27 protein-coding genes are annotated in these 26,249 nt (G+C 68.9%); 14 read left to right on the forward strand and 13 right to left on the reverse strand.

Going from position 1 to position 26,249, the window contains the following annotated elements:
- Positions 1–15: 15 nt before the first annotated feature.
- Genes fmt through ACE37J_RS14130 form a run of 4 tightly spaced genes read right to left on the reverse strand, consistent with a single transcriptional unit; the run spans position 16 to position 2,888 of the window.
- Entirely contained in the window at positions 16–936 is a 921-nt protein-coding gene (fmt, locus tag ACE37J_RS14115) for a methionyl-tRNA formyltransferase (protein WP_409711995.1), read from the reverse strand.
- Complete coding sequence (locus ACE37J_RS14120) at positions 936–1,436, reverse strand: peptide deformylase (RefSeq protein ID WP_409711997.1); 501 nt, start codon at positions 1,434–1,436, stop codon at positions 936–938. Before ACE37J_RS14120 ends, fmt begins: the two co-directional genes overlap by 1 nt.
- Positions 1,433–1,948, reverse strand: a complete 516-nt coding sequence (def, locus tag ACE37J_RS14125) for a peptide deformylase (protein ID WP_409711999.1) — start codon at positions 1,946–1,948, stop codon at positions 1,433–1,435. The genes ACE37J_RS14120 and def overlap by 4 nt, the downstream gene beginning before the upstream one ends.
- Positions 1,949–1,979: 31 nt before the next feature.
- Complete coding sequence (locus ACE37J_RS14130) at positions 1,980–2,888, reverse strand: hypothetical protein (RefSeq protein WP_409712001.1); 909 nt, start codon at positions 2,886–2,888, stop codon at positions 1,980–1,982.
- 57 nt (positions 2,889–2,945) lie between these two features.
- On the opposite strand from ACE37J_RS14130, the gene ACE37J_RS14135 reads away from it, so the two are divergent.
- Complete coding sequence (locus tag ACE37J_RS14135; RefSeq protein WP_409712003.1) at positions 2,946–3,434, forward strand: L-2-amino-thiazoline-4-carboxylic acid hydrolase; 489 nt, start codon at positions 2,946–2,948, stop codon at positions 3,432–3,434.
- Between the two features lie 18 nt (positions 3,435–3,452).
- On the opposite strand, the gene ACE37J_RS14140 is transcribed toward ACE37J_RS14135, so the two are convergent.
- The 6 genes from ACE37J_RS14140 to ccoN form a co-directional block, all read right to left on the reverse strand.
- Complete coding sequence (locus ACE37J_RS14140; protein ID WP_409712005.1) at positions 3,453–4,253, reverse strand: hypothetical protein; 801 nt, start codon at positions 4,251–4,253, stop codon at positions 3,453–3,455.
- A 95-nt stretch (positions 4,254–4,348) separates the two neighbouring features.
- Positions 4,349–5,106 (reverse strand): IS5 family transposase gene (locus ACE37J_RS14145; protein WP_409712415.1). Its coding sequence is split into 2 segments (ribosomal slippage): positions 4,349–4,770 and positions 4,770–5,106, totalling 759 coding nucleotides; the frame shifts between segments, so codons are not numbered across the junction.
- Positions 5,107–5,237: 131 nt separating this feature from the next.
- The gene (gene ccoP, locus ACE37J_RS14150; RefSeq protein ID WP_409712007.1) at positions 5,238–6,104 is read right to left on the reverse strand and encodes a cytochrome-c oxidase, cbb3-type subunit III; all 867 of its coding nucleotides are present in this window, start codon (positions 6,102–6,104) and stop codon (positions 5,238–5,240) included.
- Positions 6,101–6,322 (reverse strand): cbb3-type cytochrome c oxidase subunit 3, encoded by a 222-nt coding sequence (locus tag ACE37J_RS14155; protein ID WP_409712009.1) that lies wholly within the window; start codon positions 6,320–6,322, stop codon positions 6,101–6,103. Before ACE37J_RS14155 ends, ccoP begins: the two co-directional genes overlap by 4 nt.
- Positions 6,323–6,332: 10 nt before the next feature.
- Positions 6,333–7,058: a cytochrome-c oxidase, cbb3-type subunit II gene (ccoO, locus tag ACE37J_RS14160; RefSeq protein WP_409712011.1), complete on the reverse strand. Its 726-nt coding sequence runs from the start codon at positions 7,056–7,058 to the stop codon at positions 6,333–6,335.
- A 10-nt stretch (positions 7,059–7,068) separates the two neighbouring features.
- Complete coding sequence (gene ccoN, locus ACE37J_RS14165) at positions 7,069–8,667, reverse strand: cytochrome-c oxidase, cbb3-type subunit I (protein ID WP_409712013.1); 1,599 nt, start codon at positions 8,665–8,667, stop codon at positions 7,069–7,071.
- Positions 8,668–8,826: 159 nt separating this feature from the next.
- On the opposite strand from ccoN, the gene ACE37J_RS14170 reads away from it, so the two are divergent.
- Complete coding sequence (locus ACE37J_RS14170) at positions 8,827–9,660, forward strand: universal stress protein (protein WP_409712015.1); 834 nt, start codon at positions 8,827–8,829, stop codon at positions 9,658–9,660.
- 6 nt (positions 9,661–9,666) lie between these two features.
- Here ACE37J_RS14170 and ACE37J_RS14175 read toward each other — a convergent pair whose 3' ends face one another.
- Positions 9,667–10,059, reverse strand: coding sequence for a winged helix-turn-helix transcriptional regulator (locus ACE37J_RS14175; RefSeq protein WP_409712017.1), 393 nt, complete (start codon positions 10,057–10,059; stop codon positions 9,667–9,669).
- 83 nt (positions 10,060–10,142) lie between these two features.
- Here ACE37J_RS14175 and ACE37J_RS14180 point away from each other — a divergent pair, with 83 nt between their 5' ends.
- The 5 genes from ACE37J_RS14180 (at position 10,143) to ACE37J_RS14200 (ending at position 15,538) form a co-directional block, all read left to right on the forward strand.
- The gene (locus ACE37J_RS14180; RefSeq protein WP_409712019.1) at positions 10,143–10,985 is read left to right on the forward strand and encodes an NAD(P)H-binding protein; all 843 of its coding nucleotides are present in this window, start codon (positions 10,143–10,145) and stop codon (positions 10,983–10,985) included.
- An 81-nt stretch (positions 10,986–11,066) separates the two neighbouring features.
- Positions 11,067–11,690: a paraquat-inducible protein A gene (locus ACE37J_RS14185; RefSeq protein ID WP_409712021.1), complete on the forward strand. Its 624-nt coding sequence runs from the start codon at positions 11,067–11,069 to the stop codon at positions 11,688–11,690.
- Complete coding sequence (locus tag ACE37J_RS14190; protein ID WP_409712023.1) at positions 11,687–12,313, forward strand: paraquat-inducible protein A; 627 nt, start codon at positions 11,687–11,689, stop codon at positions 12,311–12,313. Before ACE37J_RS14185 ends, ACE37J_RS14190 begins: the two co-directional genes overlap by 4 nt.
- The gene (locus ACE37J_RS14195; RefSeq protein WP_409712025.1) at positions 12,306–14,954 is read left to right on the forward strand and encodes an MlaD family protein; all 2,649 of its coding nucleotides are present in this window, start codon (positions 12,306–12,308) and stop codon (positions 14,952–14,954) included. Before ACE37J_RS14190 ends, ACE37J_RS14195 begins: the two co-directional genes overlap by 8 nt.
- Positions 14,951–15,538, forward strand: a complete 588-nt coding sequence (locus ACE37J_RS14200) for a membrane integrity-associated transporter subunit PqiC (protein ID WP_409712027.1) — start codon at positions 14,951–14,953, stop codon at positions 15,536–15,538. The genes ACE37J_RS14195 and ACE37J_RS14200 overlap by 4 nt, the downstream gene beginning before the upstream one ends.
- Here ACE37J_RS14200 and ACE37J_RS14205 read toward each other — a convergent pair.
- Positions 15,463–18,456, reverse strand: coding sequence for a PAS domain S-box protein (locus ACE37J_RS14205; RefSeq protein ID WP_409712029.1), 2,994 nt, complete (start codon positions 18,454–18,456; stop codon positions 15,463–15,465). The two genes, ACE37J_RS14200 and ACE37J_RS14205, sit on opposite strands and share 76 nt — an antisense overlap.
- A 159-nt stretch (positions 18,457–18,615) precedes the next feature.
- On the opposite strand from ACE37J_RS14205, the gene ACE37J_RS14210 reads away from it, so the two are divergent.
- The 7 genes from ACE37J_RS14210 (at position 18,616) to ACE37J_RS14240 (ending at position 25,969) form a co-directional block, all read left to right on the forward strand.
- Positions 18,616–19,695: an ABC transporter ATP-binding protein gene (locus tag ACE37J_RS14210; protein WP_409712031.1), complete on the forward strand. Its 1,080-nt coding sequence runs from the start codon at positions 18,616–18,618 to the stop codon at positions 19,693–19,695.
- 1 nt (position 19,696) lies between these two features.
- Entirely contained in the window at positions 19,697–20,617 is a 921-nt protein-coding gene (locus tag ACE37J_RS14215; protein WP_409712033.1) for an ABC transporter permease, read from the forward strand.
- Complete coding sequence (locus tag ACE37J_RS14220) at positions 20,601–21,407, forward strand: ABC transporter permease (RefSeq protein ID WP_409712035.1); 807 nt, start codon at positions 20,601–20,603, stop codon at positions 21,405–21,407. Before ACE37J_RS14215 ends, ACE37J_RS14220 begins: the two co-directional genes overlap by 17 nt.
- A 35-nt stretch (positions 21,408–21,442) precedes the next feature.
- Positions 21,443–22,480 carry an extracellular solute-binding protein gene (locus ACE37J_RS14225; RefSeq protein ID WP_409712037.1) on the forward strand — a complete coding sequence of 346 codons (1,038 nt, stop codon included), beginning with the start codon at positions 21,443–21,445 and terminating at the stop codon, positions 22,478–22,480.
- An 86-nt stretch (positions 22,481–22,566) separates the two neighbouring features.
- A complete protein-coding gene (locus ACE37J_RS14230) occupies positions 22,567–22,977 on the forward strand; it encodes an STAS domain-containing protein (RefSeq protein ID WP_409712039.1) in 411 nt (136 codons plus the stop codon).
- Between the two features lie 287 nt (positions 22,978–23,264).
- Entirely contained in the window at positions 23,265–23,435 is a 171-nt protein-coding gene (locus ACE37J_RS14235) for a hypothetical protein (RefSeq protein ID WP_409712041.1), read from the forward strand.
- Between the two features lie 89 nt (positions 23,436–23,524).
- Positions 23,525–25,969: an FAD-dependent oxidoreductase gene (locus ACE37J_RS14240; protein WP_409712043.1), complete on the forward strand. Its 2,445-nt coding sequence runs from the start codon at positions 23,525–23,527 to the stop codon at positions 25,967–25,969.
- A gap of 9 nt (positions 25,970–25,978) precedes the next feature.
- Here ACE37J_RS14240 and ACE37J_RS14245 read toward each other — a convergent pair whose 3' ends face one another.
- Positions 25,979–26,248 carry a DksA/TraR family C4-type zinc finger protein gene (locus tag ACE37J_RS14245; protein WP_409712045.1) on the reverse strand — a complete coding sequence of 90 codons (270 nt, stop codon included), beginning with the start codon at positions 26,246–26,248 and terminating at the stop codon, positions 25,979–25,981.
- Between the last annotated feature and the right edge of the window lies 1 nt (position 26,249).

The raw sequence follows: 26,249 nt of genomic DNA on the forward strand, positions 1-26,249 counted from the left end.
AAATCCGGAGGAGCTTCAAAGGTTCAGGTCACGCTCGCCTGCTGCAACAGGCCTGCCCCGCAGGAAATCGCCCGCCGCCATCGCCGCGCCGCCTGCTCTCTGAATCCTGAGGAGGCGCACCGCGCCTTCGCCGCAAGCGACGGTCAGCGCCTCGTCCAGAACCGTTCCCGGCGGGCCGGAGCCGTCCGCCGGCGCGGAGAGAAGCGCCTTCACCCTCTCGCCGCCGAGCGTGAACCAGGCGCCGGGGAAGGGGGAAAGGCCCCTTATCGCGCGGTCCACCTCCGCCGCCGGGCGCGTCCAGTCGATCCGCGCCTCCGCCTTGTCGATCTTCGCGGCGTAGAGGAGGCCCTCTTCGGGTTGCCGCGTCAGCGGCAGGGCTCCCGCTTCGAGCCGCGCCATCGCCTCCGCCATCAGCGGCGCGCCGAGCGCGGCGAGGCGGTCATGGAGGCTCCCCGCGGTATCATCCGGCCGGATCGGCGTCCGCACGGTCAGCGCGACCGGGCCAGTGTCCAGCCCCGCCTCCATCCGCATCACGCAGGCGCCCGTCTCCGCATCCCCGGCCATGATCGCCCGCTGGATCGGCGCCGCCCCGCGCCAGCGCGGCAGGAGCGAGGCGTGGAGGTTGAAGCAGCCGAGCCGCGGCGCCTCCAGCACCGGGACGGGGAGGAGGAGGCCGTAGGCGACCACCACCGCCGCATCGAGCCCGAGCGCGGCGAAGGCCGCCCGCTCCGCCTCCTCGCGGAAGTTCGCAGGGTGGCGGACGGCGAGGCCCAGCGCCTCCGCCCGCGCCAGGACGGGGGAGGGGCGCGGCCTCTTCCCCCGCCCGGCCGGACGGGGCGGCTGGGTGTAGACGGCGGCGATCTCATGCCCCGCCGCGTGCAGCGCGTCGAGCACGGGAACCGCGAAATCCGGCGTGCCCATGAAGGCGATGCGCATCAGCCGCGCCTCCGGAGCTTGGCGTAGCGGTCCAGCAGCATCTTTCGCTTCACCGGGCCGAGCCGGTCCGGATAGAGCCTGCCCTCCAGATGGTCGATCTGGTGCTGGACGGAGGTCGCCTCCAGCCTTTCGAACCGGCGCACATGCTCCGCTTCCGTCTCGTCGCGCCAGCGGACGGTGACGGTCGCGGGGCGTTTCACGAGCGCGGAAACGCCCGGCAGGTTGGGCGACGCCTCCTCATGCTCCCGCAGCTCTTCCGAAGCCTCCACGATCTCCGGGTCGGCGAGCCGCACCAAGCCGCTCTCGCCCGCATCAATGATGGCGAGGCGGAGGGGAACGCCGATTTGCGGCGCGGCGAGGCCGACGCCGTGGCCGGGCATCGCCCGCATCGCCGCCTCCATCCGCTCCCAGATCGCGCGATGCGCCTCCGTGACCGCGCCCACAGGCGCCGCCCTCGCCCGGAGCCGCGGATCGGGCCAGAGCAGGAACGGGTCCGTCACGCCTTCGCGCGCTCGCGCTTCAGCTTCTTCATCTTCTGCGTGATGAGCTGCCGCCGCACCGCGCCGATATGGTCGATGAAGAGCCTGCCGTTCAGATGGTCGATCTCGTGCTGCACGCACGTCGCCCAGAGGCCGTCGAAGAGCCGCTCCGCCTCCGCGCCCTCCGGCGTCGTCCAGCGCACGCGGACGGCGGCGGGGCGGGTGACAAAGGCGAACTGCTCGGGGATGGAGAGGCACCCCTCCTCATGCTCGTTCGTCTCCTCGGAGGACCAGAGGATTTCCGGGTTGATGAGCGCCATCGGCTCCGGCGGCGCCTCCTTGCCCGCGCAGTCCATCACGATGACGCGGGTGTTGGCGCCGACCTGCGGCGCGGCGAGGCCGATGCCCGGCGCGTCGTACATCGTCGCCAGCATGTCCGCGATCAGGCCGGAGACGGCGCCCGGCTCGGGCGCCGGGTCGCACACCTTCTTCAGGCGCGGGTCGGGATGGATCAGGATCGGCAGCACGCTCATGAGAGCGAGGTAAGCGAGCCGGGCGCGGCGGTCAATCCGGCGCCAGGTCGAAGGCGGCCTCGTAGTCCACCCCCGGCGCCGCCGCGAAGACGGAGAGCCGCCAGCCGGAGGCGTCGACGTCCGGGAGATCGAATGCGAAGGGGACGAGAACGGGGCGGCCCGGCTCCGCCTCCGTCACCTGAAACGTCTTCGCCCGCCGCCAGGGCGCGCCCCCGCGCCGCTCGATCACGAAGCGGAAGCGCCCGTCCCCGAACATCTCGGGCGGCGCGCCCGTCTCCACCGCGCCGGCAAGGGCCGCGCCCGGCCGGGGCGGGCAGTCGAGGAGGAGCGTGGGGGCGGGGAACTTTCGCGCGGCGGCGGCGCCGCCCGAAGCTCGCCACAGGAAGGCGGCGGCGACGGCGAAGCCGAAACCGCCAAGGCTCGCGGCTCCGGCGGTTAGGAGGAGCGCGCCGAAAGCGGCGGCCGCGGCGGCGGGAAGCGTCGCGCGCCGGAGCCCCTGCGGGGCCGGGTCGACCCGCAGGGGCGCCGGCGCCGCAGCGGGGCGGGGCGGGGCGGGCTCGAACGCCTCCGGCTTCAGCCGCCCGCCAATGAGACCCTCGACGAGCCGCCCGATCCCGACGAAGACGAAGCCGAAGCCCGCCATGAACCAGCCATCCGGCGAATCCTGCGCGATCCAGCCGCCGACGAGCGCGAAGAGCCCGCCGACCGCGGCGAAGAGCCAGGCGCCGAAGATCATCGGGTCCGTCTCCATCCCCGCCTCGAGCCGCTTCCTGTGCCGCTCCGCCGCGAGCCCGGCGGCAAGCGCGACGAGCGGCGCGACAAGGGCGCCGGAAGAGCTTCCCGCAACAAGGGCGAAGAGCGCCGCGAGCGCGAGCCAGCCCGCCCAAAGCAGCAAGGCGGGCGCGAGAATGCGAAAGAGCGGGAGCGCGAGGCGAGGCATCGGCGGAGATTACAGCGAATCTGGCCTTCGCGCGCGGCCTGTGAGAGGCTCCGCCGCATGAGCGAACAAGGCCCCGAACAATCCCCGATATTCCGCCAGCGGCGCGTCGAGGCGAAGATGCTGAAACACGTCTACGAGGCGCTGGCGGCCTCGCACGGGGAGGAGACGGCGAAGGCGACGATCGCCGCCGCCGTCCGCGCCGCCTCGCTCGAACAGGCCGCCGAGATGGCGGAGTCGGTGCGCGCGGAGGGGGGCGAGCCCTCGATGCGCGCGCTGCAGGAGATCTATCCGCTCTGGTCCGCCGGCGGCGCGCTGGAGATCGAACCCATCGCGGAGACGGAGGACCGGCTGGATTTCGACGTCACCCGCTGCCGCTACGCCGAGATGTACCGGGAGATGGGGCTCGGCCATGTCGGCCATCTCCTCTCCTGCCAGCGGGACGGAACCTTCGCCGAAGGGTTCGACCCGCGGATCAGGATGGAGCGGAAGGAGACGATCATGACCGGCTCCTCCCGCTGCACGTTCCGGTACTTCCTTAGTAAGTGATTAGCTGAATAGTATCTTTTACACAGATAATTCTGACTCCTTTGCACGAATTATGATCGTGACTCTAGCAGTTCTGTATCGGTGGCCGATCTCTGTGTTTGTAATTGCAGAGATGCGCAAGCTGTCGAAATACAAACTTCGATCTCTCTCAAGTAATGACCAAAAATTGACGAACATTGAATAAGCGCGGATCAATGCCAGATCGGAATTACTGATCCTCTGGCCTCTCTTGAAGCTGCGCGGTAGAGAATTCGCTCCATTAATAATTGGGTCTTCTATGTATATATCTCCGAATGCGCCGCTGTAAGGGGTGGCGAGGAGATCATCACCCCCGATACCATCAGAAGAACCAAAAAAATCTACAGTAATATCAAGAAACGGCCGGATGTCGTTGTTTGCCAATAGTGCGACAAATTCTCTCGCAGTGTTGGCAACTTTTGCGCGCCTATAGTCATCAAAAAATGCTTGCTCTCCCACATCAAAAGAAACAGAAGACTCAAGCTTCATCTCAAAATCCAATTGAATAATCGCACTTTTATCTTGAGGAATCGATGCATTCATCAGTATTCCATCAAGCAATTTCGGATTATCCTGAGTGAACTCCAAAATTACTTCTTGCAACGCGCTTTTTATGTCATCAACATCAATGGAATCAAAGAAAAACTGGTAAAGCGTAACAGTTGTTCCAATAATACCAACGATCACGCCAAAGGTTAAGATTTTTATTCTTAGCCACATCCATTGAGCAAAAACACCCAGAGATGTCGAGAAGCTTGAGAACACATCAGATATACTCACATTTTTTTGATCATTGTTCATTTATCACCTCATATGAATCGAAATATAACAATAATGAACTCAAATCACAACAAGAAAATTGAAGAGGCGAATTCAAAGGCAACTAGGCTCAGGACTCATAACCAGAAGATGACGGTTGCGGCGATGCAGATCGCGCTCATGAAGGCATGAGCGCATCGGTCGTATCGCATGGCGATGCGGCGCCAGTCCTTGAGCCTTCCGAATATGCGTTCGATGCGGTTTCGCTGTTTGTAGAGAGCAGCGTCGTAGAGGACCTGAGCCTTACGGTTCTTTCGGCCGGGGATGCAGGGCTCGATCTCGCGTGCGATGAGGGCCTCGCGAAGACGGTTGCTGTCATAGCCCTTGTCTGCGATCAGGGCGGCGGCTTCCGGCAGGGCCGGGAGCACGGTGGCGGCGCCGCGATAGTCGCTGACCTCGCCCTCGGTGAGAAGCAAGATCAGAGGCTTGCCGTCGCCGTCGCAGACCGCGTGCAGCTTCGAGTTCAGGCCGCCCTTCGTCCGTCCGATACGGCGGGGAACAGCCCCTTTTTGAGCAGGCTGGCTGCGGTGCGATGCGCCTTCAGGTGTGTGGCGTCGATCATCACCGTGTCCGTCGCCTCGCTCGCGGCGGCGAGCGTCGCGAAGATCCGGTCGAAGACGCCGATCCGGCTCCAGCGGATGAAGCGGTTGTAGAGCGTCTTCGGCGGGCCGTAGGCGGCCGGCGCGTCGCGCCACATCAGCCCGCCCCGGATCACGTGGATGATCCCGGAGATCACCCTGCGGTCGTCCACCCGCGGAACCCCGCGGGGCTTGTTCGGCAGAAGCGGCTCCAGGCGGGCGAACTGGACATCGGAAAGCCAGAAGTGGTGGTCCATCGTCGCATACTCCCAACATTTGGGAGTTTGAATCACATCTCTGCCCGGAGGGGAATCCTGTTTATGGGTCCTGAGCCTAGGTGTGCTCACGTATTACGTGCAGGGGTCGCACGCGCGGCCCCCGCCTTTCGCTACTCCCCGCCGCCGAGGCCGTGGACATAGACCGCGACCTGCCGGATCTGCGCCTCGGTGAGCCGCCCCGTCCAGGGCGGCATCACGCCGGCGCGGCTGTAGCGCACCGTCTCCTCGATCGTCTCGGGCGAGCCGCCATAGAGCCAGATCGCGTCCGAGAGGTTGGGCGCGCCGAGGTCGATGTTCCCCTCGCCGCCGTCGCCGTGGCAGGCGGCGCAATTGTCGGCGAAGACCTCCGCCCCTGCCGTCGCCGCCGCCGCGTCATGTTCCGCGCCCGAGAGGGAAAGGACATGCTGGACGACCGCCGCGATCTCCTCGTCCGAAAGCTGGTCGTCATAGGCCGGCATCTCGGAGAAGCGGGCGTCCGGGTCCTGCTCGTTGCGGATGCCGTGGGCGATGGTCGCGTGGATCGCCTCGACGTCGCCGCCCCAGAGCCAGTCATCGTCGAGGAGGTTCGGGTAGCCCTTCGCGCCCGCCGCGCCCGAGCCGTGGCACTGGGCGCAATAGGTGCGGAATACGGCGGCGCCGCCGTTTATCGCGTAGGGCCCAAGTTCCGGATGCGCGGCGATCTCCGTCAGTTCGGCGTTCACGAGCCCATCGTCCAGCGAGGCGTTCATCGCCCGGAACCGGTCGATCTCCTTCGCCACCTCGCCGCGCGAGGAATAGCCGAGGACGCCGGCGGTCGCCTCCGTCAGCATCGGCCAGGCCGGATAGGCCACCATGTAGGCGAGCCCCCAGATCACCGTCCCGTAGAAGGTCCAGAGCCACCAGCGCGGAAGCGGGGTGTTCAGCTCCTTGATCCCGTCCCATTCATGGCCGGTCGTGTCGGTGCCGGTCGCCTCGTCGATTTCCTTGTGGTCGCTCATTTCGTCACCCCGAAGTCCACGGTCTTGCAGTTCCCGCAATCCGGGCAGCCGCCCGAACAGGGGGCGCGGTCGTCCCTGAGGGGGATCGATGCCGCGTCGTCGTGCAGCGCGCGGGAGCCGGGCCGGAAGGCGAAGACGACCACGCCGAGGAAGATCAGCGTCAGCGCCAGCAGCGCCCAGCTGTCGGCGAATTCGCGGAGGAAGGTGTAGGTTTCCATGGGGTTCTCCTCAGCGGCTGGCGTCAGGCGTGAAGGTGGTGAAGTCCACCATCGTGCCGAGCACCTGCAGATAGGCGATCAGCGCGTCCATCTCGGTGAGTTCGGGCTGGCCGTCGAAATTCGCCACGACGGCGCCGGGATAGCGTTCGAGGAGCCCGTCCGTGTCCCCGTCCGGGTTGGCCTGGACGCGGAAATCGGCCTTCGCCTCCGCGATCATCTCGTCCGTATAGGGGACGCCGACCGTCCGGTTCGTCTCCAGCACGGCGCCGATCAGGTCGCCGTCCAGGCGCTTGTCCATCAGGAAGGCGTATTGCGGCATGACGGATTCGGGGACGACGGATTGCGGGTCGATCAGGTGGTCGACATGCCATTCGTTGGAATATCGGCCGCCGACGCGGGCGAGGTCAGGCCCCGTCCGCTTCGAGCCCCACTGGAACGGATGATCGTACATCGATTCCGCGGCGAGGCTGTAATGGCCGTAGCGCTCCACCTCGTCCCGCATCGGGCGGATCATCTGGGAGTGGCAGGTATAGCACCCCTCCCGGATGTAGATGTTCCGCCCCTCCATCTCGAGCGGGGAGTAGGGGCGCACCCCCTCCACCTCCTCGATCGTGTTCTCGAGGTAGAAGAGTGGCGTGATCTCCACGATCCCGCCCACCGCCACGGTGAGGAAGGAGAGGACGAGCAGCAGCGTCGCGTTCCGCTCGACATGCTTGTGTTTGTCGATAAGCGCCATGTCGGCCTCCTTATTCGGCGGGGATCGCGGCGGCGGCGGGGGCGGCGCGCTTCGCCTCCCCCCTCGCGACCGTCATCCAGAGATTCCAGCACATGATGATCGCGCCGGCGAGGTAGAGGATCCCGCCGAGCCCGCGCACGATGTACATCGGAAGCTTCGCGGCGACGGTGTCGGAGAAGGCGTTGACGAGGAAGCCCTGGCTGTCCACCTCCCGCCACATCAGGCCCTCCATGATCCCGGTGACCCACATCGAGGAGGCGTAGAGGACGATCCCCACCGTCGCGAGCCAGAAGTGCCAGCTCACGGCGCGGAGGCTGTAGAGCGCCTCCCGGTTCCAGAGCCGCGGCACGAGGAAGTAGAGGGCGCCGAAGGTGATCATCCCGTTCCAGCCGAGCGCGCCGGAATGGACGTGCCCGATGGTCCAGTCGGTGTAGTGGGAGAGCGAGTTCACCGCCTTGATGGACATGACCGGCCCCTCGAAGGTCGCCATGCCGTAGAAGCCGACGGCGGTGACCATCATGCGCAACACCGGGTCGGTGCGGAGCTTGTCCCACGCGCCCTGGAGCGTCATCAGGCCGTTGATCATGCCGCCCCAGGAGGGCATCCAGAGCATGATCGAGAACACCATGCCCAGCGTCTGCGCCCAGTCGGGCAGGGCGGTGTAGTGCAGGTGATGCGGCCCCGCCCAGATGTAGAGGAAGATGATCGCCCAGAAATGGATGATCGAGAGCCTGTAGGAATAGACCGGCCGCTCCGCCTGCTTCGGGATGAAGTAGTACATCATCCCGAGGAACCCGGCGGTGAGGAAGAATCCGACGGCGTTGTGGCCGTACCACCATTGCACCAGGGCGTCCTGCACCCCGGAGAAGACCTGGACGGACTTGGAGCCGAAGACCGAGACCGGAAGCGAGAGGTTGTTGACGATGTGCAGCATCGCGATCGTCACGATGAAGGCGAGGTAGAACCAGTTCGCCACGTAGATATGCGGCTCCTTGCGCCGCATGATCGTGCCGAGGAAGACGGCGAGATAGGCGACCCAGACGATGGTCAGCCAGATGTCCACATGCCATTCCGGCTCGGCGTATTCCTTCGACTGCGTGGCGCCGAGAAGGTAGCCGGTCGCCGCCAGCACGATGAAGAGCTGGTATCCCCAGAACACGAACCAGGCGAGGTCCCCGCCCCAGAGCCGGGCAGCCGAGGTCCGCTGCACGACATAGAAGGAGGTCGCGATCAGGGCGTTGCCGCCGAAGGCGAAGATAACCGCGGATGTGTGGAGCGGCCGCAGGCGCCCGAACGTCGTCCATTCGAGGCCGAGATTGAGCGCCGGGAAGGCGAGCTGGAAGGCGATGTAAACCCCGACGAGGAAGCCGACGACCCCCCAGAGCGCCGTCGCGACGACGCCGTAGCGCACCACGCCGTCCATATAGCCCGTTTCCGGCGCGGGCTTCGCGCCGCCGATCCCGCGCAGCACCCAGACGAACATCCCGATGGATATCGCGAGGATGAGCAGCGCATGGACCTGATAGGCGACGTCATGCGCGAAATTCGCGCCGATCGCCGCGAATGTGGCGATGAGCGCCAGCACCCCGAGTTTCAAACCGTCCTGCATCCATCTCACTCCTTCGGCCGGGCCGTCGCGATGACGCGGCGCGGCATTGGCATGGTGAGGGAATGCGGCTTCGTCCTCTTCGTCGCCTTGATCCACGTCAATACGGGGGCTGCGCGGCGGGCCTAGGCTCGGATCATCCAACCACAGGAGGAAACTGACATGGCTTTCAAGTCGATCGTCACTGTCTGGGACGGCAAGGAGGAGAGCCGCACCGCCCTGCGCGCCGCCACGCGGCTGGCCGGCGATGCGTCCGGCCATCTCGACATTCTATGCCTCGGGCTCGACCGGACGCCGGTGGGCTACTATTCCGACGCCGCGATGGAGGTGCTGGACAGTTTCCACAAGGCGGCGGTGACCGAGGCGGAGACGCGCGCGGCGGAGGCGAAGCGGCTCATGCAGGCGGAGGTCATCTCCTCGGCGGTCCGGACCGCGGCGGTCCGCTATGCCGAAATCGGCCGCGCGGTCGGCGACGCCGCCTGGCATCAGGATCTTGTCGTCCTGCCTAAGCCCTATGGCCCGGACGGGGACGAGACGCCGGAAATCGTCACCGAGGCGGCGCTGTTCGAATCGGTGACCCCGGTTCTCGTCGTCCCCTCCGAGGCGGTGGAGCCCGCCCCCCGGCGCATCCTTGTCGCCTGGAACGGCTCGGCGCAGGCGATGCGGGCGGTGCGCGCCGCGCTCCCTCTGCTGGCGGCGGCGGAGGAGGTCGTCATCGCGGTCGTCGATCCCGGGAGGCACGAGGCGAACGAGGCAGATCCGGGCCGCGCGCTGGCGGTGATGCTCGCCCGCCATGGCGCCCACGCCGCGATTTCCGTGATCGCGGAGACGGGCCCCTCCGTCGCCCACATGCTGAACCGCGCGGCGCGGGAGGCGGGGATGGAGATGATCGTCATGGGCGCCTACGGCCATTCCCGTTTCCGCGAGCGGCTGCTTGGCGGCGCGACGCGGGACATGCTGAAGACGGCGGAAGTTCCCGTCCTGATGGCGCGCTGAGCGCCGTCAGCCGGCGCGCGGCCCCTGCGGCGCGCCGGCCCCGGCGGGAAGGGCGGGGAGGTTGGCCTCGAGCCAGAGCGCCAGCGCCTTCACATGGCCCGCCACGCCCCGGCCGTGCGCCGTGAGGCTGTATTCCACATGGGGCGGCACGGCGTCATGCGCGACCCTGCGCACGAAGCCGTCCGCCTCCAGAGTCTTCAGCGTCTGCGAGAGCATCCGCTCGCTCACCCCGCCGACCCGGCGGCGGAGCGCACTGAACCGCAGCGTCCCGTCCTCGTCCAGCGCGATCAGAACGAGCGCCCCCCACTTGCTCGACACATGGGCGAGAAGCGCGCGGGAGGGGCAACGCTCGTTCAGCACGTCCGGCTCGAAACCGGCCCAGGGCGGCGCTTCCTTCATTATGCTAACCTTTTTGTGCGTACTTACGAAACGTAATTTCTTCGCCTACCTCCCTTCCGTCAACACGAATCGGGAGAGTGGACATGACCATCGCCATCACCTGCGCCAGCGGCCAGCTCGGGCGCCTGACGATCGAACACTTGAGGGCGACGGCGCCCGCCGCGCGGCTCGTCGCCCTCGCCCGGTCCCCGGAGCGGGCGGTCTTCGCCGGGGTGGAGACCCGCGGCTTCGACTATCGCGACGCCGGCGCGCTCGCGCCCGCGCTGGAGGGGGTGACGACGCTCGCCCTGATCTCCTCGGGCGACTTCGAGGGGCGGGTCCGCCAGCATCTCAACGTGATCGAAGCGGCGAAAGCCGCCGGCGTGCGGCGGGTGGTCTATACCTCGATAGTGAAGGCCGACGACTCGCCGCTCATCGTGGCGGGCGACCATCGGGAGACGGAGGCCGCGCTCCGGGCTTCGGGGCTCGGCTTCACGATCCTGCGCAACGGCTGGTACATGGAGAACTGGACGGCCTCGCTCCCCACGGCGGCGGCCGCGGGCGCGATCATCGGCTGCGCCGGGGCGGCGCGGGTCTCCCCCGCGACGCGGCGGGACCATGCCGAGGCGCTCGCCGCCGCCGCTTCGGGCGAGGGGCATGAGGGCGCGACCTACGAGCTTGGCGGAGACGCCTTCACCATGGCCGATCTCGCCGCCGAACTTTCGCGGCGGGTCGGCAAGCCCGTTCCCTACGCCGACCTGCCGAGGGCGGAGTTCGAGGCCGCGCTCGCCGGCATGGGGCTGCCCGCCGGGCTCGTCGCCGTCATCGCCGACGCCGACGCCGGCGCGGCGGAGGGGTGGCTGCTGGAGGAGGGCGGCGCACTTGCAAGGCTGATCGGCCGGCCGCCGACGACGCTCTCCGCCGCCGTGGCCGCAGCCCTGGCCTGAGGGGGGCGCGGCCCCGCCCGGACCCTCGCTTGACCCGAACCCGCGCCTCCCTGATCCTGTCGGGGAGCGAAAGGAGACGGGATGCCGGGCATGACCGCCATCGAGGAGGGGACGGGCGAGCCGCTCGTCGCCTGCCATGCCTGCGACGCGCTCCTCTTCGAGCCGCCGGCGGGCGTGCGCCGGGCGCGCTGCCCGCGTTGCGGCGCCGTCCTGACGACGGAGCGGGCGGGCTCGCTCGACGGCGTTCTCGCCGCCGCCGTCTCGACCCTCGCGCTCCTTGGCGCGGCGGTTGCGCTGCCCTTCGTCTCTATTGACGCGGCCGGGCGGCACAGCGAGGCGTCGGTGCTCGACGCCGCCATCGCCGCGGGGGGGGATGCGCGCGCGCTCACGCTCGCCGTCTTCGCCGCCATCGTGGCGCTGCCGGCGACGCGGGCGCTGGCGCTGATCTGGACGCTGGCGCCGCTCCGGCTCGGCCGGCCTCCCGCGCCCTTCGCGCGGGAGGCGTTCCGCCTCGCAGTGGAGCTCCGTCCCTGGTCGATGATGGAGATCTTCGTCATCGGCGTCGCCGTCGCGCTGGTGAAGGTGGCGGGGATCGCCCATGTCGGCTTCGGCGCCGCCTTTTGGATCTTCGTCGCGCTGGCGGCCATCGCCTTCTACGAGGACGCTGCGCTCTGCCGCCGCACCGTCTGGCGGCTGATCGGATGAGCGCGGCGGTCCTGACGGCGGCGGCCGCGGGCCGGCTCGGCTGCCCGGTCTGCGGCCGCGCCGCGCCGACGGCCTCGGCGGGCAGGCGCTGCGGGCGCTGCGGGGCGCGGCTTCCCGCCGCCGGGCGGCGCCCGCTCGGCGCGGTCTGGGCCTGGCTCGTCGCCGGCGTCGCGCTCTACATCCCGGCGAATCTCGAGCCGATGCTGGTGACGACCACCTTTGGCCGCGACAGCGCGAGCACGATCATCGGCGGCGTGCTGGAGCTTTTCGCGCTCGGCTCCTATGGGGTCGGATTCATCGTCTTTGTCGCCAGCGTCCTTATCCCGGTCGCGAAGTTCCTCGCCATCGCCCGCCTCGCGGCCCACGCTTCCGGGCGCGCGCCGATGCGCCCCCATGGCGCGCTGGCGCTTTACGAAGTGGTGGAGTTCATCGGCCGCTGGTCGATGATCGACGTCTTCGTTGTGGCTATTCTCGCGGCGCTGGTGCAGATGGGGTTTCTCGCCAGCCTCGCGCCGGGGCCGGCTGCGGCCTTCTTCGCGCTTTCGGTGGCGGCGACAATGCTTTCGGCCCGGGCCTTCGACCCGCGGCTGATCTGGGACAGGGCGGGGGCGGCGAATGTCTGAGGCCGGCCCGCTGCGCCCCGAAGTCGACGACCGGCCCGTCCGGTCCTTCAGCCTCGTCTGGCTCTTCCCGCTCGTCGCCGTCGCGGTGACGCTCGGCCTCCTCTGGCGGGATTATGTGGGCCGCGGCCCGGTGATCGAGGTGAGCTTCGAGACGGCTTCCGGCCTTGTTGCCGGGGAAACTCCGCTCCGCTATCGCAATGTCGAGGTCGGGCGGGTCGAGGATCTGCGCTTCACACCCGATCTCTCCCGCGTCGTTGCGGTCATCCGGCTCGACGCCGACGTCGCGGCCTTCGTTGACGAGGGCGCGGACTTCTGGGTCGTCCGGCCCGAGGTGACGGCGCGCGGCATTTCGGGACTCGAGACGGTGATTTCCGGCTCCTACATCGAAGGCGCGTGGGACGCGACGCGCGGCTCCGCACGCCGCGCCTTCGAGGGACTGGAGGCGCCGCCCCTCACTCCGACGGATACGCCGGGCCGCCGCGTGACGTTGCGCGCCACGGACGGCGGAGCGCTGACGGTCGGCGCGCCGGTCTTCTACCGGCAGGTCGAAGTCGGACGCGTCGAGTCAAAGCGGTTGACGGAAGCGGGGGACGCTGTCGAGTTCGACATCTTCGTCAACGCCCCGAACGACCTACGGCTGACGCCGGAGACCCGCTTCTGGATCGTTTCCGGCTTCGAGCTGAGCTTCGGGGCGGACGGCGCGCGGGCGCGCATCGGGTCGCTCTCCGCCCTTCTCCAGGGAGGCGTCGCTTTCGAGGACTTCTCTCGCGGGACGGCCGGCGAGGTGGAGACCGGCTACGTCTTCGACATCTACGCCTCTGCGGCCGACGCGCGGACACGCGCGCTTGAGGTCGACCCCGGCGCACAACTTGTGCTGGACGTCTATTTCGGCGCCTCCGTCCGCGGGCTGAGCGTCGGCGCGCCGGTGGAATACGAGGGCATCCGCGTCGGCCGTGTGGTCGAGATCGCCGCCGAGATCGACCCGGGCACTGGGCGGTTCGCGACGCGGACCGAAATCACCATCGCGCCGTCGCTGCTCGGCCTCGCGCGCGGCGACGTCGTGGGCGCGGAGGCTTTCATCGACGCCGCGGCGGCCAACGGGCTGCGCGCGCAGCTCGCTCAGGGGAGCTTTATCACCGGGGCCCTCATCGTCCAACTCATTCCGACGGAAAGGCCGGCGTCCGAAGGGCTCGCGCGGCGGGATGATGGGCGCCCTCCCGTTCTGCCGTCGATACCGTCCAATCTCGACGAGTTCGCCGGCTCGGTGCAGGGCGCGCTGAACCGCATCGAACAGTTGCCGATCGAGGCCCTGTTCGACAACGCCGTCGCCCTGCTCGACAACGTCAACCGCATCGTCGGCTCCGAGGCGGCGCGCGCGGCGCCGGAGCGGGCGCTCGCCGCGCTGGACGCCGCGACGGCGCTCCTCTCTTCGCCTGGCCTTGCGGAAATTCCGGGCGAGACGGCCGCCCTTCTCGCCGCGCTGAATGCGCTCGCCGCCGGGCCGGAGATGATCGCGGCGCGGGACGATCTCGCCGCCACGCTCGCCAGCGCCCGCGCGATCGCCGCCGCGCTCGAAGCCTCGCCGCTCCCCGCCGATGCGGCGGCGGCGGCGACGTCGCTCCGCGCGCTGCTGGAGGACCCGGCGCTTGTCGGCCTTCCCGCCTCCGCCGCAGCGCTGCTGGACGATCCGGGCCTTCGCGCCGCGCCCGGCGAGCTTTCCGCCCTGCTGACCTCGCTTCGCGCCATTCTGGACGACCCCGCCCTTCGCGCCGCGCCCGGGGAGGCGAACGCCGCGCTCGCCTCGCTCCGGTCGATGCTCGGGCGGCTGGAGGCGGAGGACGCGGCGGGGGAGATCGCCGCCGCCGCCGCCGCCGCCCGCGCTCTCCTGTCCGACCCCGCGCTCGCGCGTCTCCCGGCCGAGAGCGCCGCCGCGGCCTCAGCACTACGCGCCCGGCTGGAGGACCCGGCGCTGGCCGGGCTCGCGGCCTCGCTCGCCGCGTTGCTGGACGACCCGGGCCTCCGCGCCGCGCCCGGCGCGCTCGCCGCCGCGCTCGCCTCGGCGCAGGCGCTGCTGGACGACCCGGCGCTCCGCACGGCGACGGCGGAAGCCGCTGCTGCGCTCGCCTCGGCGCGCGCGGTGCTGGAGCGGCTGGAAGCGGAGGATGCGGCCGGGGAGGTCGCCGCCGCCGCCGCCGCCGCCCGCGCGCTTCTCGAAGATCCGAGCCTCACCCGCCTCGCCGGCGAATCGGCGGAGGCCGCCGCCGCGCTCCGCACCGTCCTCGCCGCGCCGGGAGCCGAAGCGCTGCCCGAGGCGGCGACGGCGGCGCTTTCCTCCACCGCGGCCTTCCTCGACCGGTTGCGGGAGGAGGACCTGGCGGGAACGGCCGCCGAGGCGCTCGCCAGCCTCCGGGAGGCGACGGGCGCCGTCGCCCGTGCGGCCGAGGGAACGCCGGCGCTCGTCACGCAGCTCACGCAGCTCTCCGCGCGGGCTGACGCGATCCTCTCCGCGGTCGATGTCGGCTCGGAGCTGAACTACGAGACGGTCGCCGCCATCCGCGAAATCCGGGACGCCGCCCGCGCGATCACCGATCTCGCCACGCTGGTCCAGCGCCAGCCGAACGCCCTCATTCTCGGGAAATGACGATGCGCGCCGCCTTCCTCGGCCTCCTCCTCCTCTCCGCCTGCGCCGCCGCGCCCCCCGCGCCGCGGCTCTACCTCCTCGAGCCGCCGCAAGCGGCTCCGGTCGCGCCGGGGAGCGGGGCGGAGGCGGTCGGCGTCCGGGAGATTTCGCTGCCGCTCTATGCGCGCCGCCTCCAGATCGCGGCGGAGGACGGAGCGGGCGCCGTCTCCGCCTCGGAGGACCATCTCTGGGCGGAGGAGCCTGCGCGCGCCGCCACGCGCCTCGTGGCCCGCCGCCTCGCGATGCTGCGCGGCGGCCCTGTCTACGCCGACCCGTGGCCGCAGGGCGCGGCGCCTGCGATCATCCTGTCGCTCGAGGCGGACCGTCTGCTCGGGGGCTTCGGCGGCGAGGCGCGGCTCGAAGGGCAGATGAGCATGTCCTGCGCCGCCGCGCGCGACCGCATCGCGACGCGCCCGTTCGCGCTCCGCGCCCCGGCGCCGGGGGCCGATCACGCCGGGCTCGTCGCCGCCTACGGGGCCGTTCTGGCCGCCCTTGCGGAAGAAGCCGCCGCCGCGCTCGAAACCTTCGGACCCTGCCCGCGCTGAATACAGGCGGAGATCGCGCCGAAGAGCGCCTCCCCCTGTATCGGCTTGGCGACATGCGCGTCAAAGCCGCGGGCGAGATATTCCTCGACCTGATGCGTCATCGCATTGGCGGTGACGGCGATGGCGGGCGCCGGAAGCGCCCCGGCGCGGGCTTCCGCATCGCGGATTTCCTGGAGCGCCTCTACGCCATCCATGCCCGGCATCGAGATGTCCATCAGGATGACGTCGAAGCGCCTGCGCGCCGCCGCATCCACCGCCTCCCGCCCGCTCTCGACCAGCTCCACATCCGCGCCGATGCGGCGCAGGAGGAGTTCGACAAGCATCCGGTTCGTCGCATTGTCGTCCGCCGCGAGAACGGAAAGGCCCGAGGGCGGTCGGGGGGAGGGCGCGGGCTCCGCCGGCTTCGCCGCCCCGGCGGGCGGGAGGGGCAGCTGGACCAGCACCCGCGTGCCCGCCCCCGGCTCGCTCTCGACGTCTATGCCGCCGCCCATCGCCTCTATCAAGCTGCGGGTGATCGACATGCCGAGCCCCGTTCCGCCGAAGCGGCGCGCCGTCGAGCTGTCCGCCTGTGCGAAGCCGACGAACATCCGCCCGATCTCTTCCTCCGTCATGCCGAGGCCCGTATCCGCAACCTCGATCTCGAGCCCCCCGGCCGCTCCGGCCCGGATCGAGCAACGCACGCCCCCCGTCTCGGTGAACTTCACTGCGTTGCCGAGGAGGTTGTGCAGGATCTGGCGGACGCGATGCGGATCTCCCAGCCGCGTCTCCGCCGCGCCTTCCGCAATCTCCAGCACGAAGGCCAGGCCCTTCTCCTCCGCCTTCATCCGGTGCTGAAGGGCGGCCCGGCGCGTCAGCTCCGCCGGGTCGAAGGGAGCCGTCTCGATGGCGAGCTTGCCGGCCTCGATCTTCGAGAAGTCGAGGATGTCGTTGATGACGTTGAGCAGCGCCTCGCCCGAATCGCGGATCGTCTCGACCAGTTGCGCCTCTTCCCGTCCTTCGAGCCGGAGCGCGAGTTCCTCGGCCACGCCGAGCACGCCGTTCATCGGCGTGCGGATTTCGTGGCTCATGTTGGCGAGGAAGGCGGATTTCGCACGGTTCGCCGCCTCCGCGTTCCGCATCGCGTCATAGAGGCCCGTGACATCGGTGCCGACGCCGCGATATCCGGCGAATTCGCCCGCCGCGTCGTAGAAGGGCGCTCCGTTCGTCCGCAGCCAGCGAATGCCCCCCTCACTGTCAAAGCCGAGGGCGATGACGTCGACGATGGGCTCCCGCCGCGCGTAGGTCTGCTCCAGCGCCTTGACGTCGACCGTCTCCTCCACTGCGGAACGGGCTCGCATGAGCTCCCATACGGTTCGACCGACAAGGAAATTCGGATCGATGCCGAACGTGCGCTTGTAGCCGTCCGAAACGTAGGTGAAGCGGAAGTCCGCATCATGCTCCCAGAACCAGTCGGTGCTGACGGCGGCGATGTCGAAGAAGCGCTTCTCCGCGCTGTCGCGCTCGGCGATAACGGCCCGCAGCGCGGCGTTGGCGTCGGACAACGCCGCCTGCTGCCGCTTGTGCACGCTGATGTCCTGCAGCACGCCCTGGATGCGAATGATCCGGCCGCCCTCCCGCACCGGCTCGCCGAGCAGGCGGACCCAGCGCCGCACGCCGTCGAGGCCGACAAGCTCCCCCTGAACGTCGAAAGGCTCGCCGGTTTCTAGGCAGGTCTGCGAGGCGGCGGAGATCGTGGGGCGGGTTTCCTCCGTGTATTGGGCCAGAGCCGCGCCCACGGTGGGGTAGTCGCCCGGTTCCCGGCCGGCGATGCGCATGGCGAGCGGGTCCATCCAGACAACGTCGCGCGCGATGTCGGTCTCCCAGCCGCCAACCGCGGAAAGGCGGACGATTTGCTGGAGCTTGTCCGTTTTGGCGCGTAGGTCCGCGGCGACGTCCTCGAGCCGGTTGCGCGCAGCGGCCAGAGCTTCGGCTTGCGCCTTGAGTTCCGTGATGTCGATACGGACGCCGATGATTCCGCCATCCGCCGTTGCGCGGTCATAGGGCTTCCACCAGCGGCCGTCCACCGTCGCGTAGCCGGGAACGTCGGCTCCGTCCGGCCCGACGTCGAGGCGCGCCTCGATCCACGCCTCCGGATTCTCTTCGGCTTCTGGCACGTAGCCCTTGCCGACCGCCGCCTCCAGTATGTCCCGGTAATACACGCCGGGAACCACCTGCTCCGCCGGCAACGCCGTCATGCTCCGGTAGGTGTTGTTGGCGACGACCAGCCGCCGGTCCCTGTCGAAAAGCGCGAAGCCGCCCGGCATCGCCTCCACCGCTTCAAGCAGCCGCGCCTCCGCCGCCTCGGCCCGTTCGCGCGCCTCGACGATTTCGGTCACGTCCGTCAGGATCGCGCCGAGCCCGTCTACCTTGCCCTGGTCGTCGAAGATCGGGAACTTCACCGTTCGCATGTTGCGCATGCCGACGGCAGTCATGATCCGGTATTCCCGGGTCTGCGCAAGCCCTGACTCAAGGACTTCTAGGTCTTGCGCGCGAATCTTGCGGGCATGTTCCGGGGTGGTGTGGCTCACGTCTTCGGGGACAAGGCCGACGATCTGATCCGACTTGACGCCGAACATCCGCTCGAAATGCGGATTGACCATCAGATAGCGGCCCTCGCGATCCTTCAGGAACATGTCCACCGGCGCATGATCGAATATGGCGCGCAGCCGGCTGCGGCTTTCCGAGAGGTTGGCGCGGAGGCGCCGGTTGTCGCGCCGCTGGATCGTGAGGATCACGAGCTTGATCACGGACAGGCCCACGAGAGCGAGCGCGAGCCATACCGGCCATTCCGCGGCAATCGCCGCGCCCGGCGCCGCGGCGTACGCTGCATCCGCAAACGCGGCGCTGAGAATGGCGGCCGGCGGCGCTGCAAGCCTCATGCGGATCACTCCGAACCGTTCAGGTCCCATAGGCGGCAGCTTATCGGGCGCAATGTCGAAACAAAGTGCAAACGACACCTTTCTTTCACGCATGGCAACCGCAGGCTTGCCATTCCGCGCGACCCCGCCGCAGGATGAGGCAAACGGGGAGTCTGTGCATTGCCGAAAGATAGCGCCGTTCCGGCGGTCGAGGCGCGGGGGGCGCGCAAGGTCTATGGCGAGGGGGCGGGGGCGGTCGTCGCCCTCGCAGGGGTCGATCTCGCCATCGCGGAAGGGGAGTTCTTCACGCTCCTCGGCCCCTCCGGCTGCGGCAAGACCACGCTCCTCCGCCTTATCGCCGGGTTCGAGACGCCGACGGAGGGCGCGATCTTCCTCGGCGGAGCCGATGTGACCACGCTGCCGCCGAACCGGCGCAAGGTGAACACCGTCTTCCAGTCCTACGCGCTCTTTCCGCATCTGACCGTCGCCCAGAACATCGCCTTCGGGCTCGAGATGCTGGACAAGCCGCGCGCCGAGGTTTCCGCCACGGTGGCGGAGATGCTGGCGCTCGTCCGCATGGAGCCGATGGCGGGCCGCCGCCCGGCGCAGCTTTCGGGCGGCCAGCAGCAGCGCGTCGCGCTCGCCCGCGCGCTCGCGCCGCGGCCGCGGGTCCTTCTCCTCGACGAGCCGCTCTCCGCGCTCGACCTCAAGCTCCGGAAGGAGATGCAGAGCGAGCTGAAGCGCCTCCAGCGGGAGACGGGGATCACCTTCGTCTTCGTCACGCACGATCAGGAGGAGGCGCTGACGATGTCGGACCGGATCGCCGTCATGTCCGGCGGCGCGATCCGGCAGGTCGGCGCCCCGCGGGAGGTCTACAACCGGCCGGCGGACCGGTTCGTGGCGGATTTCATCGGGGAGACGAATTTTCTCGAGGGCATGGTGGAGGGCGGCCGGCTCCGCCTCGCGGGCGGCGAGGCGATCCCGCTCCCCGACGGGGCGGCGGCGGAGGGCGCGGCGGCGACCTTGACGATCCGTCCCGAGCAGGTGCGCCTTGCGCCCGCCGGCGAGGAGGGATTCGCCGCGGTCGTGGCGGACAGCGTCTATTTCGGCGCCGACCTGCACCTCCATCTCCGCCTCGCCGGCGGCGCGCCGCTCGTCGCCCGGCTCCAGAGCCCGCCTTCGGGGGATGCCGGCCTCGCGCCCGGCGCCGCCGTCTCGGTTCGCTTCGCGCCCGGCGCGGCGCAGTTGCTGGAGGGCTGAGATGGCCTCGGCGGCGGAGCGGGCGAGCCGGGCTGAGGATGTGAGGCGCTACTGGGCGCTCTGCGCGCCCGCGCTCCTCCTCCTCCTCGTCGGCGCCTCCGGCCCGCTCCTCATCGTCGTCGCCTATTCCTTTCTGGAGCCTGGGGACTATTCCGGCGTCTCCTGGCGCTTCACCTTCGACGCCTGGATCAACGTCTTCTTCCAGAAGGACATATTCGACGAGACCTGGGGCGTGGCCGACGCGCATCTGACGATCTTCTGGCGCTCCGTCCGCCTCTCGCTGCTGACGACGCTCATCGCCTTCGCCTTCGGCTTCCCCATGGCGTGGTTCATTGCGACGCGCCCCCAGAAGGAGCGGGCGCTCTGGCTCTTCCTCGTCACCATCCCGTTCTGGACCAATCTCCTTATCCGGACCTTCGCGATCATGGAGGTGATCCGGAACCAGGGCCTCCTCAACACCGCGCTGATGGCGCTCGGCCTGATCGAGACGCCGATCCAGATTCTCTACACCGACGCCGCGGTGCTGATCGGCATGGCCTATGTCTACCTCCCGCTCATGGTCCTGCCGCTCTATGCCGCAATAGACCGGTTCGACTTCCGGCTCGCCGAGGCCGCCTATGACCTCTATGCGAGCCGCTGGCGCGTGATGCGGCGCGTCGTGCTGCCCATTGTGCGGCCTGGCGTCGTCGCCGGCTGCATCCTCGTCTTCGTCCCCTCGCTCGGCGCCTATGTCACGCCGCGGGTGCTGGGCGGGGGCAAGAACATGATGATCGGCAACTTCATCGAATTGCAGTTCGGGCAGGGGCGAAACTGGCCGCTCGGCGCCGCGCTCTCCATGCTCCTGCTGATGATCGTGATGGTCGCCCTCCTCGCCTATGTCCGGGTTTCGACGCGAAAGGATGCGCATGGCCAGGGCGCGTGACTTCTCCGCCTCCCGGATGCCGGGCTTCGCCGCCGTGGCGATCATCGCCTTCCTGCTGCTCTATGCGCCGATCTTCACGCTCGTCGTCTATTCCTTCAACGACTCGCAGAGCGTGGCGGTCTGGGGCGGGTTCTCTCTCAAATGGTATGCCGCGGCGTGGGAGAACACGGCGGTGCAGGACGCGGCGATCCGTTCCCTGATCATCGCCTCCTTCGCCTCCGCGATCGCGACGACGGTGGCGACCATGGCCGCCCTCGGCACGACGCGTAACGAGGCGTTCCGGGGGCGGACCTTCATCTACGTGATGATCAACCAGCCGCTCATGGCGCCGGAGATCGTCACCGCCGTCGCCCTCCTCATCCTCTTCGCCGCGGTGAAGACGGCGACGGGCTATACCGGCCTCGGCTATCTCATCCTCGCCCATGCCGCCTTCTGCGTGCCCTTCGCCTATCTGCCGATCCGGGCGCGGCTCGAAGGCATGGACCTCAGCCTCGAAATGGCGGCGGCGGACCTTTACGCCAGCCGCTGGCGCGCCTTCCGCCGGGTGACGCTGCCGCTGATGGCGCCGGGCATCGCGGCGGGGGCGATGCTCGCCTTCGTCATCTCGCTCGACGACGTCATCATCACCGAGTTTGTAAAATCCGCCGGGCAGGATACGCTGCCCACATACATGCTCGGCCAGCTGCGCCGGGTTGTGACGCCGGAGGTCAACGCGATCTCGACCGCGCTGCTCGGCATCACCGTGATCCTGCTGACCGCGTTCTTCCTTCTGACGCGGAAGCGAGACTGAAAGGCGCGGAGACGCGCCGCAACAGGGAGACTGACATGAAGAAACTCGGAATGCTGACCATCGCCTCATTCCTTGGAGCGGGCCTCGCGGCCGGCTCCGCGCAGGCGGCGGGCGAGCTCAACATCTACAACTGGGGCAACTACACCAACCCCGACCTCATCAAGAAGTTCGAGGAGACCTATGACGTCAAGGTCACCATCACCGACTATGACAGCAACACCACGGCGCTGACGAAGATCGAGGCCGGCGGCCACGGCTTCGACATCGTGGTGCCGACGCACAGCTTCATGCAGATCTTCGTCGAGAAGGGCCTGCTCATGGAGCCGGGCATCCCGGAGATGGAGAATTTCAAGCACGTTTCGGAGACGTGGAAGAACGTCGACTGGGATCCGGGCCGCCGCTATTCAGTGCCGTGGCAGTGGGGGACGACGGGCGTCGCCGTCAACACCGCCATCTATGGCGGGGACATCAACACCTCCGCCATCTGGCTCGATCCGCCGGCGGAACTGGTCGGCAAGGTCAATGTCGTGCCTGAGATGCAGGACGTCGTGAACCTCGCGCTGATGTATGTCGGCGGCGAGCCCTGCACCACCGACAAGGCCAAGCTGAAGGAGGCGCGGGACGTCCTGATGGCGGCGAAGCCGAAATGGATGTCGATGGATTACGGGATGACGGAGAAGCTCTCGAGCGGCGACGTCCCCGCCTCCGTCAACTGGAACGGCTCCACCTTCCGCGCGCGGAACAACAACCCGGATGTCGCCTACGGCTACCCTAAGGAAGGCTATCCGGTGTGGATGGACAGCGCCGCGATCCTGGCCGACGCGCAGAACGTCGATAACGCGAAGCTCTTCCTCAACTTCATCATGGCGCCGGAGAACGCCGCCATGATCTCCGCCTTCGCCCGCTACGCGAACGGGATCGACGGATCCGACGCCTTCATGCCGGAAGACATGAAGACGGCGCCGGAAATCGTGGTGCCGGCGGAGCTGGTCGCGGCGGGCAAGTTCAGCCCGGCCTGCTCGGACGAGGCGCAGGCCTTCTACACGGCGATCTGGACCGAGCTCCAGAAGTGAGGAATGGGGCCGCCGGCGCCGGCCGGCGGCCCTTTTTTCGCTCGTTTCCGGGCGTATAAGACCCGTCCGACACGGCGGAGGCGCAGATGGTTTTCGGGTTCTTCAGGAAGGGCGGCGGCGAGGAGGAGGCGGTTTCCCGCTACGCCGACGTCGTCGTCGTCAGCCTCCGCAAGTCCGCCTATTACGCGGACAGCCGGGACGCGCTGCTGAAGACGGTGGGCGCGGCGATCGAGGACTCGCCCACGGGGCGCGTCGTGATCGAGATGAGCGGGGTGAAGCAGTTCACCTCCGGCCCGCTCGGCGCCCTCGTCGTTTCGGCGCGGAAGGCGGCGGAAAAGGGCGGCCGCCTCGTCCTCGCCGCCTCCGTCTCCGGCTTCGTCGGCAAGGTGCTCTCCACGGCGACGGAGACGGCGGCGAACCCCTCCTATCCCAATGTCCGCGCCGCGCTTTCGGCGCTCTCGACGGAGGCGGCCTCGGCCTTCGACAGGGCGCAGTAGGGGGCTGGGGCAAGCCGGCCGCGCAAGGCCGGCCGGGCCCGGTCGCCGCGCTGTCGGCGGGACGGTCGGTTTGCGAAGCCAGTGTGTTCGTTTCAGGCCAGATTTTGCGATATTCTCATTATATCAGAGACATGAACCCCTTGCACGCCGTGTGCGCACAGCCGCGGCGGCCGACTTGGGAGCGCCTCCGGCCCACCATCTCCCCGCCTCCCGCAAGATCGTGATAGGCCCTTGCCTGCTTCGGCCCTATGCTGGCGCACGGGGATAGTCCCGCCCCGGAGACCGTCATGAAAGTGGCCGACCCGCCCCCCGATCTCAGGACCCACACGCGCAGCGGGGTGGAGCGGGAGGAGGTCTGGCGGCTCGCCTCCCGCCCCGCATGGTCGATCCGCTCCCGCCGCGGCGCCCTCGCGCCGTTTCTCGACCTGATCCGCAGCCTCTTCCGCCGCCGCCGATAGGCGATCCGCGCCGCCGGGCGCCGCATTCCCGCTTGCGCCGCGCCGCCGCTTCCCCCTCTCTCGGGCCAAAGCCTGAGTGGAGCCCCAGCATGAAATCCCATACCCGCGTCGTCGTTATCGGAGGGGGCGTCGTCGGCTGCTCCGTGCTCTATCACCTGACGAAGCTCGGCTGGACGGACGTGATGCTGGTGGAGCGCTCCGAGCTCACTTCCGGCTCCACCTGGCATGCCGCGGGCGGGTTCCACACCCTGAACGCGGACACGAACATGGCCGCGCTCCAGGGCTACACGATCCGCCTCTACCGGGAGCTTGAGGCGATCACCGGCATGTCCTGCGGGCTTCACCATGTCGGCGGCGTCACGCTGGCGGACACGCCGGAGCGGTGGGACTACCTGAAGGCGGAGCGGGCGAAGCACCGCTACATGGGCCTCGACACGGAACTGGTCGGCCCGGAGGAAATCCGCAAGCTCTCCCCCATCACCAACACCGCGGGCGTGATCGGCGGGCTCTACGACCCGCTCGACGGCCATCTCGACCCGTCCGGCACCACCCACGCCTATGCGAAGGCGGCGCGGATGGCGGGGGCGGAGATCGTGCTCCGAAACCCGGTCATCGAGACGAACCCGATGCCCGACGGCTCCTGGGAGGTGGTGACGAAGGAGGGAACGATCCGCGCCGAGCATGTCGTCAACGCGGGCGGGCTCTGGGCCCGCGAGGTCGGCGCGCTCGCCGGGCTCTTCCTGCCGCTCCACCCGATGGAGCACCAGTATCTCGTCACCGAGGAGACGCCGGAGGTCTACGAGCGGGAGAAGGAACTGCCGCATGTGATGGACCCGGGCGGGGAAAGCTATCTGCGGCAGGAGGGCAGGGGCCTCTGCATCGGCTTTTACGAGCAGCCCTGCGACCCCTGGGCGGTGGACGGCACGCCGGCGGATTTCGGCCACGAATTGCTGGAGAACAAGCTCGACCGGATTTCGGACTCGGTCGAATTCGCCTATCGCCGCTTCCCCGTGCTGGAACGGGCGGGGATCAAGACCGTAATCAACGGCCCCTTCACCTTCGCGCCGGACGGTAACCCGCTCGTCGGCCCGGTTCCCGGCCTTCGCAACTACTGGTCCGCCTGCGGCGTGATGGCGGGCTTCTCTCAGGGCGGCGGCGTCGGCCTCTCCCTTGCACAGTGGATGGTGGAGGGGGAGGCGGAGCGGAACGTCTTCGCGATGGACGTCTCCCGCTTCGGCGAGCTCCGGATCGACCGGCGCGCGGGCCGGTGGGTCACGCCCGCTTATACCCGGACGAAGGTGATCGAGAACTACCAGCGCCGCTTCTCCATCTCCTACCCGAACGAGGAGCTGCCGGCCGCCCGGCCCTTCCAGACAACCCCGGCCTATGCCCTCTGGGACGAGCGCCGCGCCGTCTTCGGCGCCGGCTTCGGCATGGAGCATGTCAACTACTTCGCCCCCGAGGGCGAAGCCCGCTTCGAGACGCCGAGCTTCCGCCGCTCCAACGCCTTCGACGCCGTGGGCGAGGAGGTTCGCGCGGTGCGGGAGGCGGTGGGGCTGAACGAGATCCACAATTTCGGGAAATACATGGTGACGGGCCCCGGAGCCCGCGCCTGGCTCGACCGGATCATGGCCGGCCGCATCCCCGCGCCGGGGCGGCTCTCCCTCACGCCAATGCTCTCCCCCAAGGGCCGGATCATCGGTGACTTCACGGTGACCTGCCTCGCGGAAGACCGCTTCCAGCTCACCGCCAGCTTCTCCGCCCAGGCCTTCCACATGCGCTGGTTCGAGGCGAACCTGCCCCCCGATGGGGTGCGGGTGGAGAATGTCTCCACGTCGCGGCTCGGCTTCCAGATCGCGGGGCCGAACGCCCGCGACCTTCTCTCGCGGACGACGCGCGCGGATGTCTCGAACGCCGCCTTCCCCTTCATGGCGGCGCGGGAGATGGATGTCGGCCTGACCCGCGCCATGGTGCAGCGCGTCTCCTATACCGGCGATCTCGGCTTCGAGATCTATGTGGACGCGATGGATCAGCGCGCCCTCTTCGCCGCGCTGACCGAAGCGGGGGAGGGGCTCGGCCTGCGGCCCTTCGGGATGCGGGCGATGATGAGCCTCCGGCTCGACAAGTTCTTCGGCTCCTGGCTCCGCGAATACTCGCCCGACTACACCGTGGGCGAGACCGGGATGGACCGGTTCGTTTCCTGGAACAAACCCGCGGAATGGATCGGCAAGGCCCCGGCCCAGGCGGAGAAGGCCGCCGGCGCGTCCCGCCGCCTCGTCGCCTTCGCTGTGGATGCCGACGACGCTGACGTCGTCGCCTATGAGCCGATCTGGATCGGGGAACAGGTGCAGGGCTTCTGCACCTCGGGCGGCTGGTCGCATTGGGCCGGCGTCTCGGTCGCGCTCGGCCTCGTCCCCGCCGCGCTCGCCGCGCCGGGGCTCGAGGCCGAGATCGAGATCCTTGGCGAGCGGCGACCCGCCCGGCTGCTCTCCGCCCCCCTCTTCGATGCGGACGGCGCGCGGATGCGAGGCTGAGGGCCGGGCCTATTTCAGCTGGCTGTCCTTCGAGCCGCGCCGGTTGATCCCGCCGCGGTGGACGGGAAGCGCGTCCCGTTCCCTCTGGCAGTCTATGCAAAGCATGACGCCGGGCAGCGCCCACCTCCGGGCCTCCGGAATCGCCTCCTCGCACTCGGCGCAGGTTTCACGGCTCTCTCTGTCCGGCGCCCGGGCTACGTGCATCCGTTCGAGCTCCTCCGCGATGGAGGCCTCGATCTGCTCGTTCACCGCGCCGTCCCGCGCCCAGCCGCCCGCCATG

This window comes from Pikeienuella sp. (assembly GCF_046290545.1).
Lineage (GTDB): Bacteria > Pseudomonadota > Alphaproteobacteria > Rhodobacterales > Rhodobacteraceae > Pikeienuella.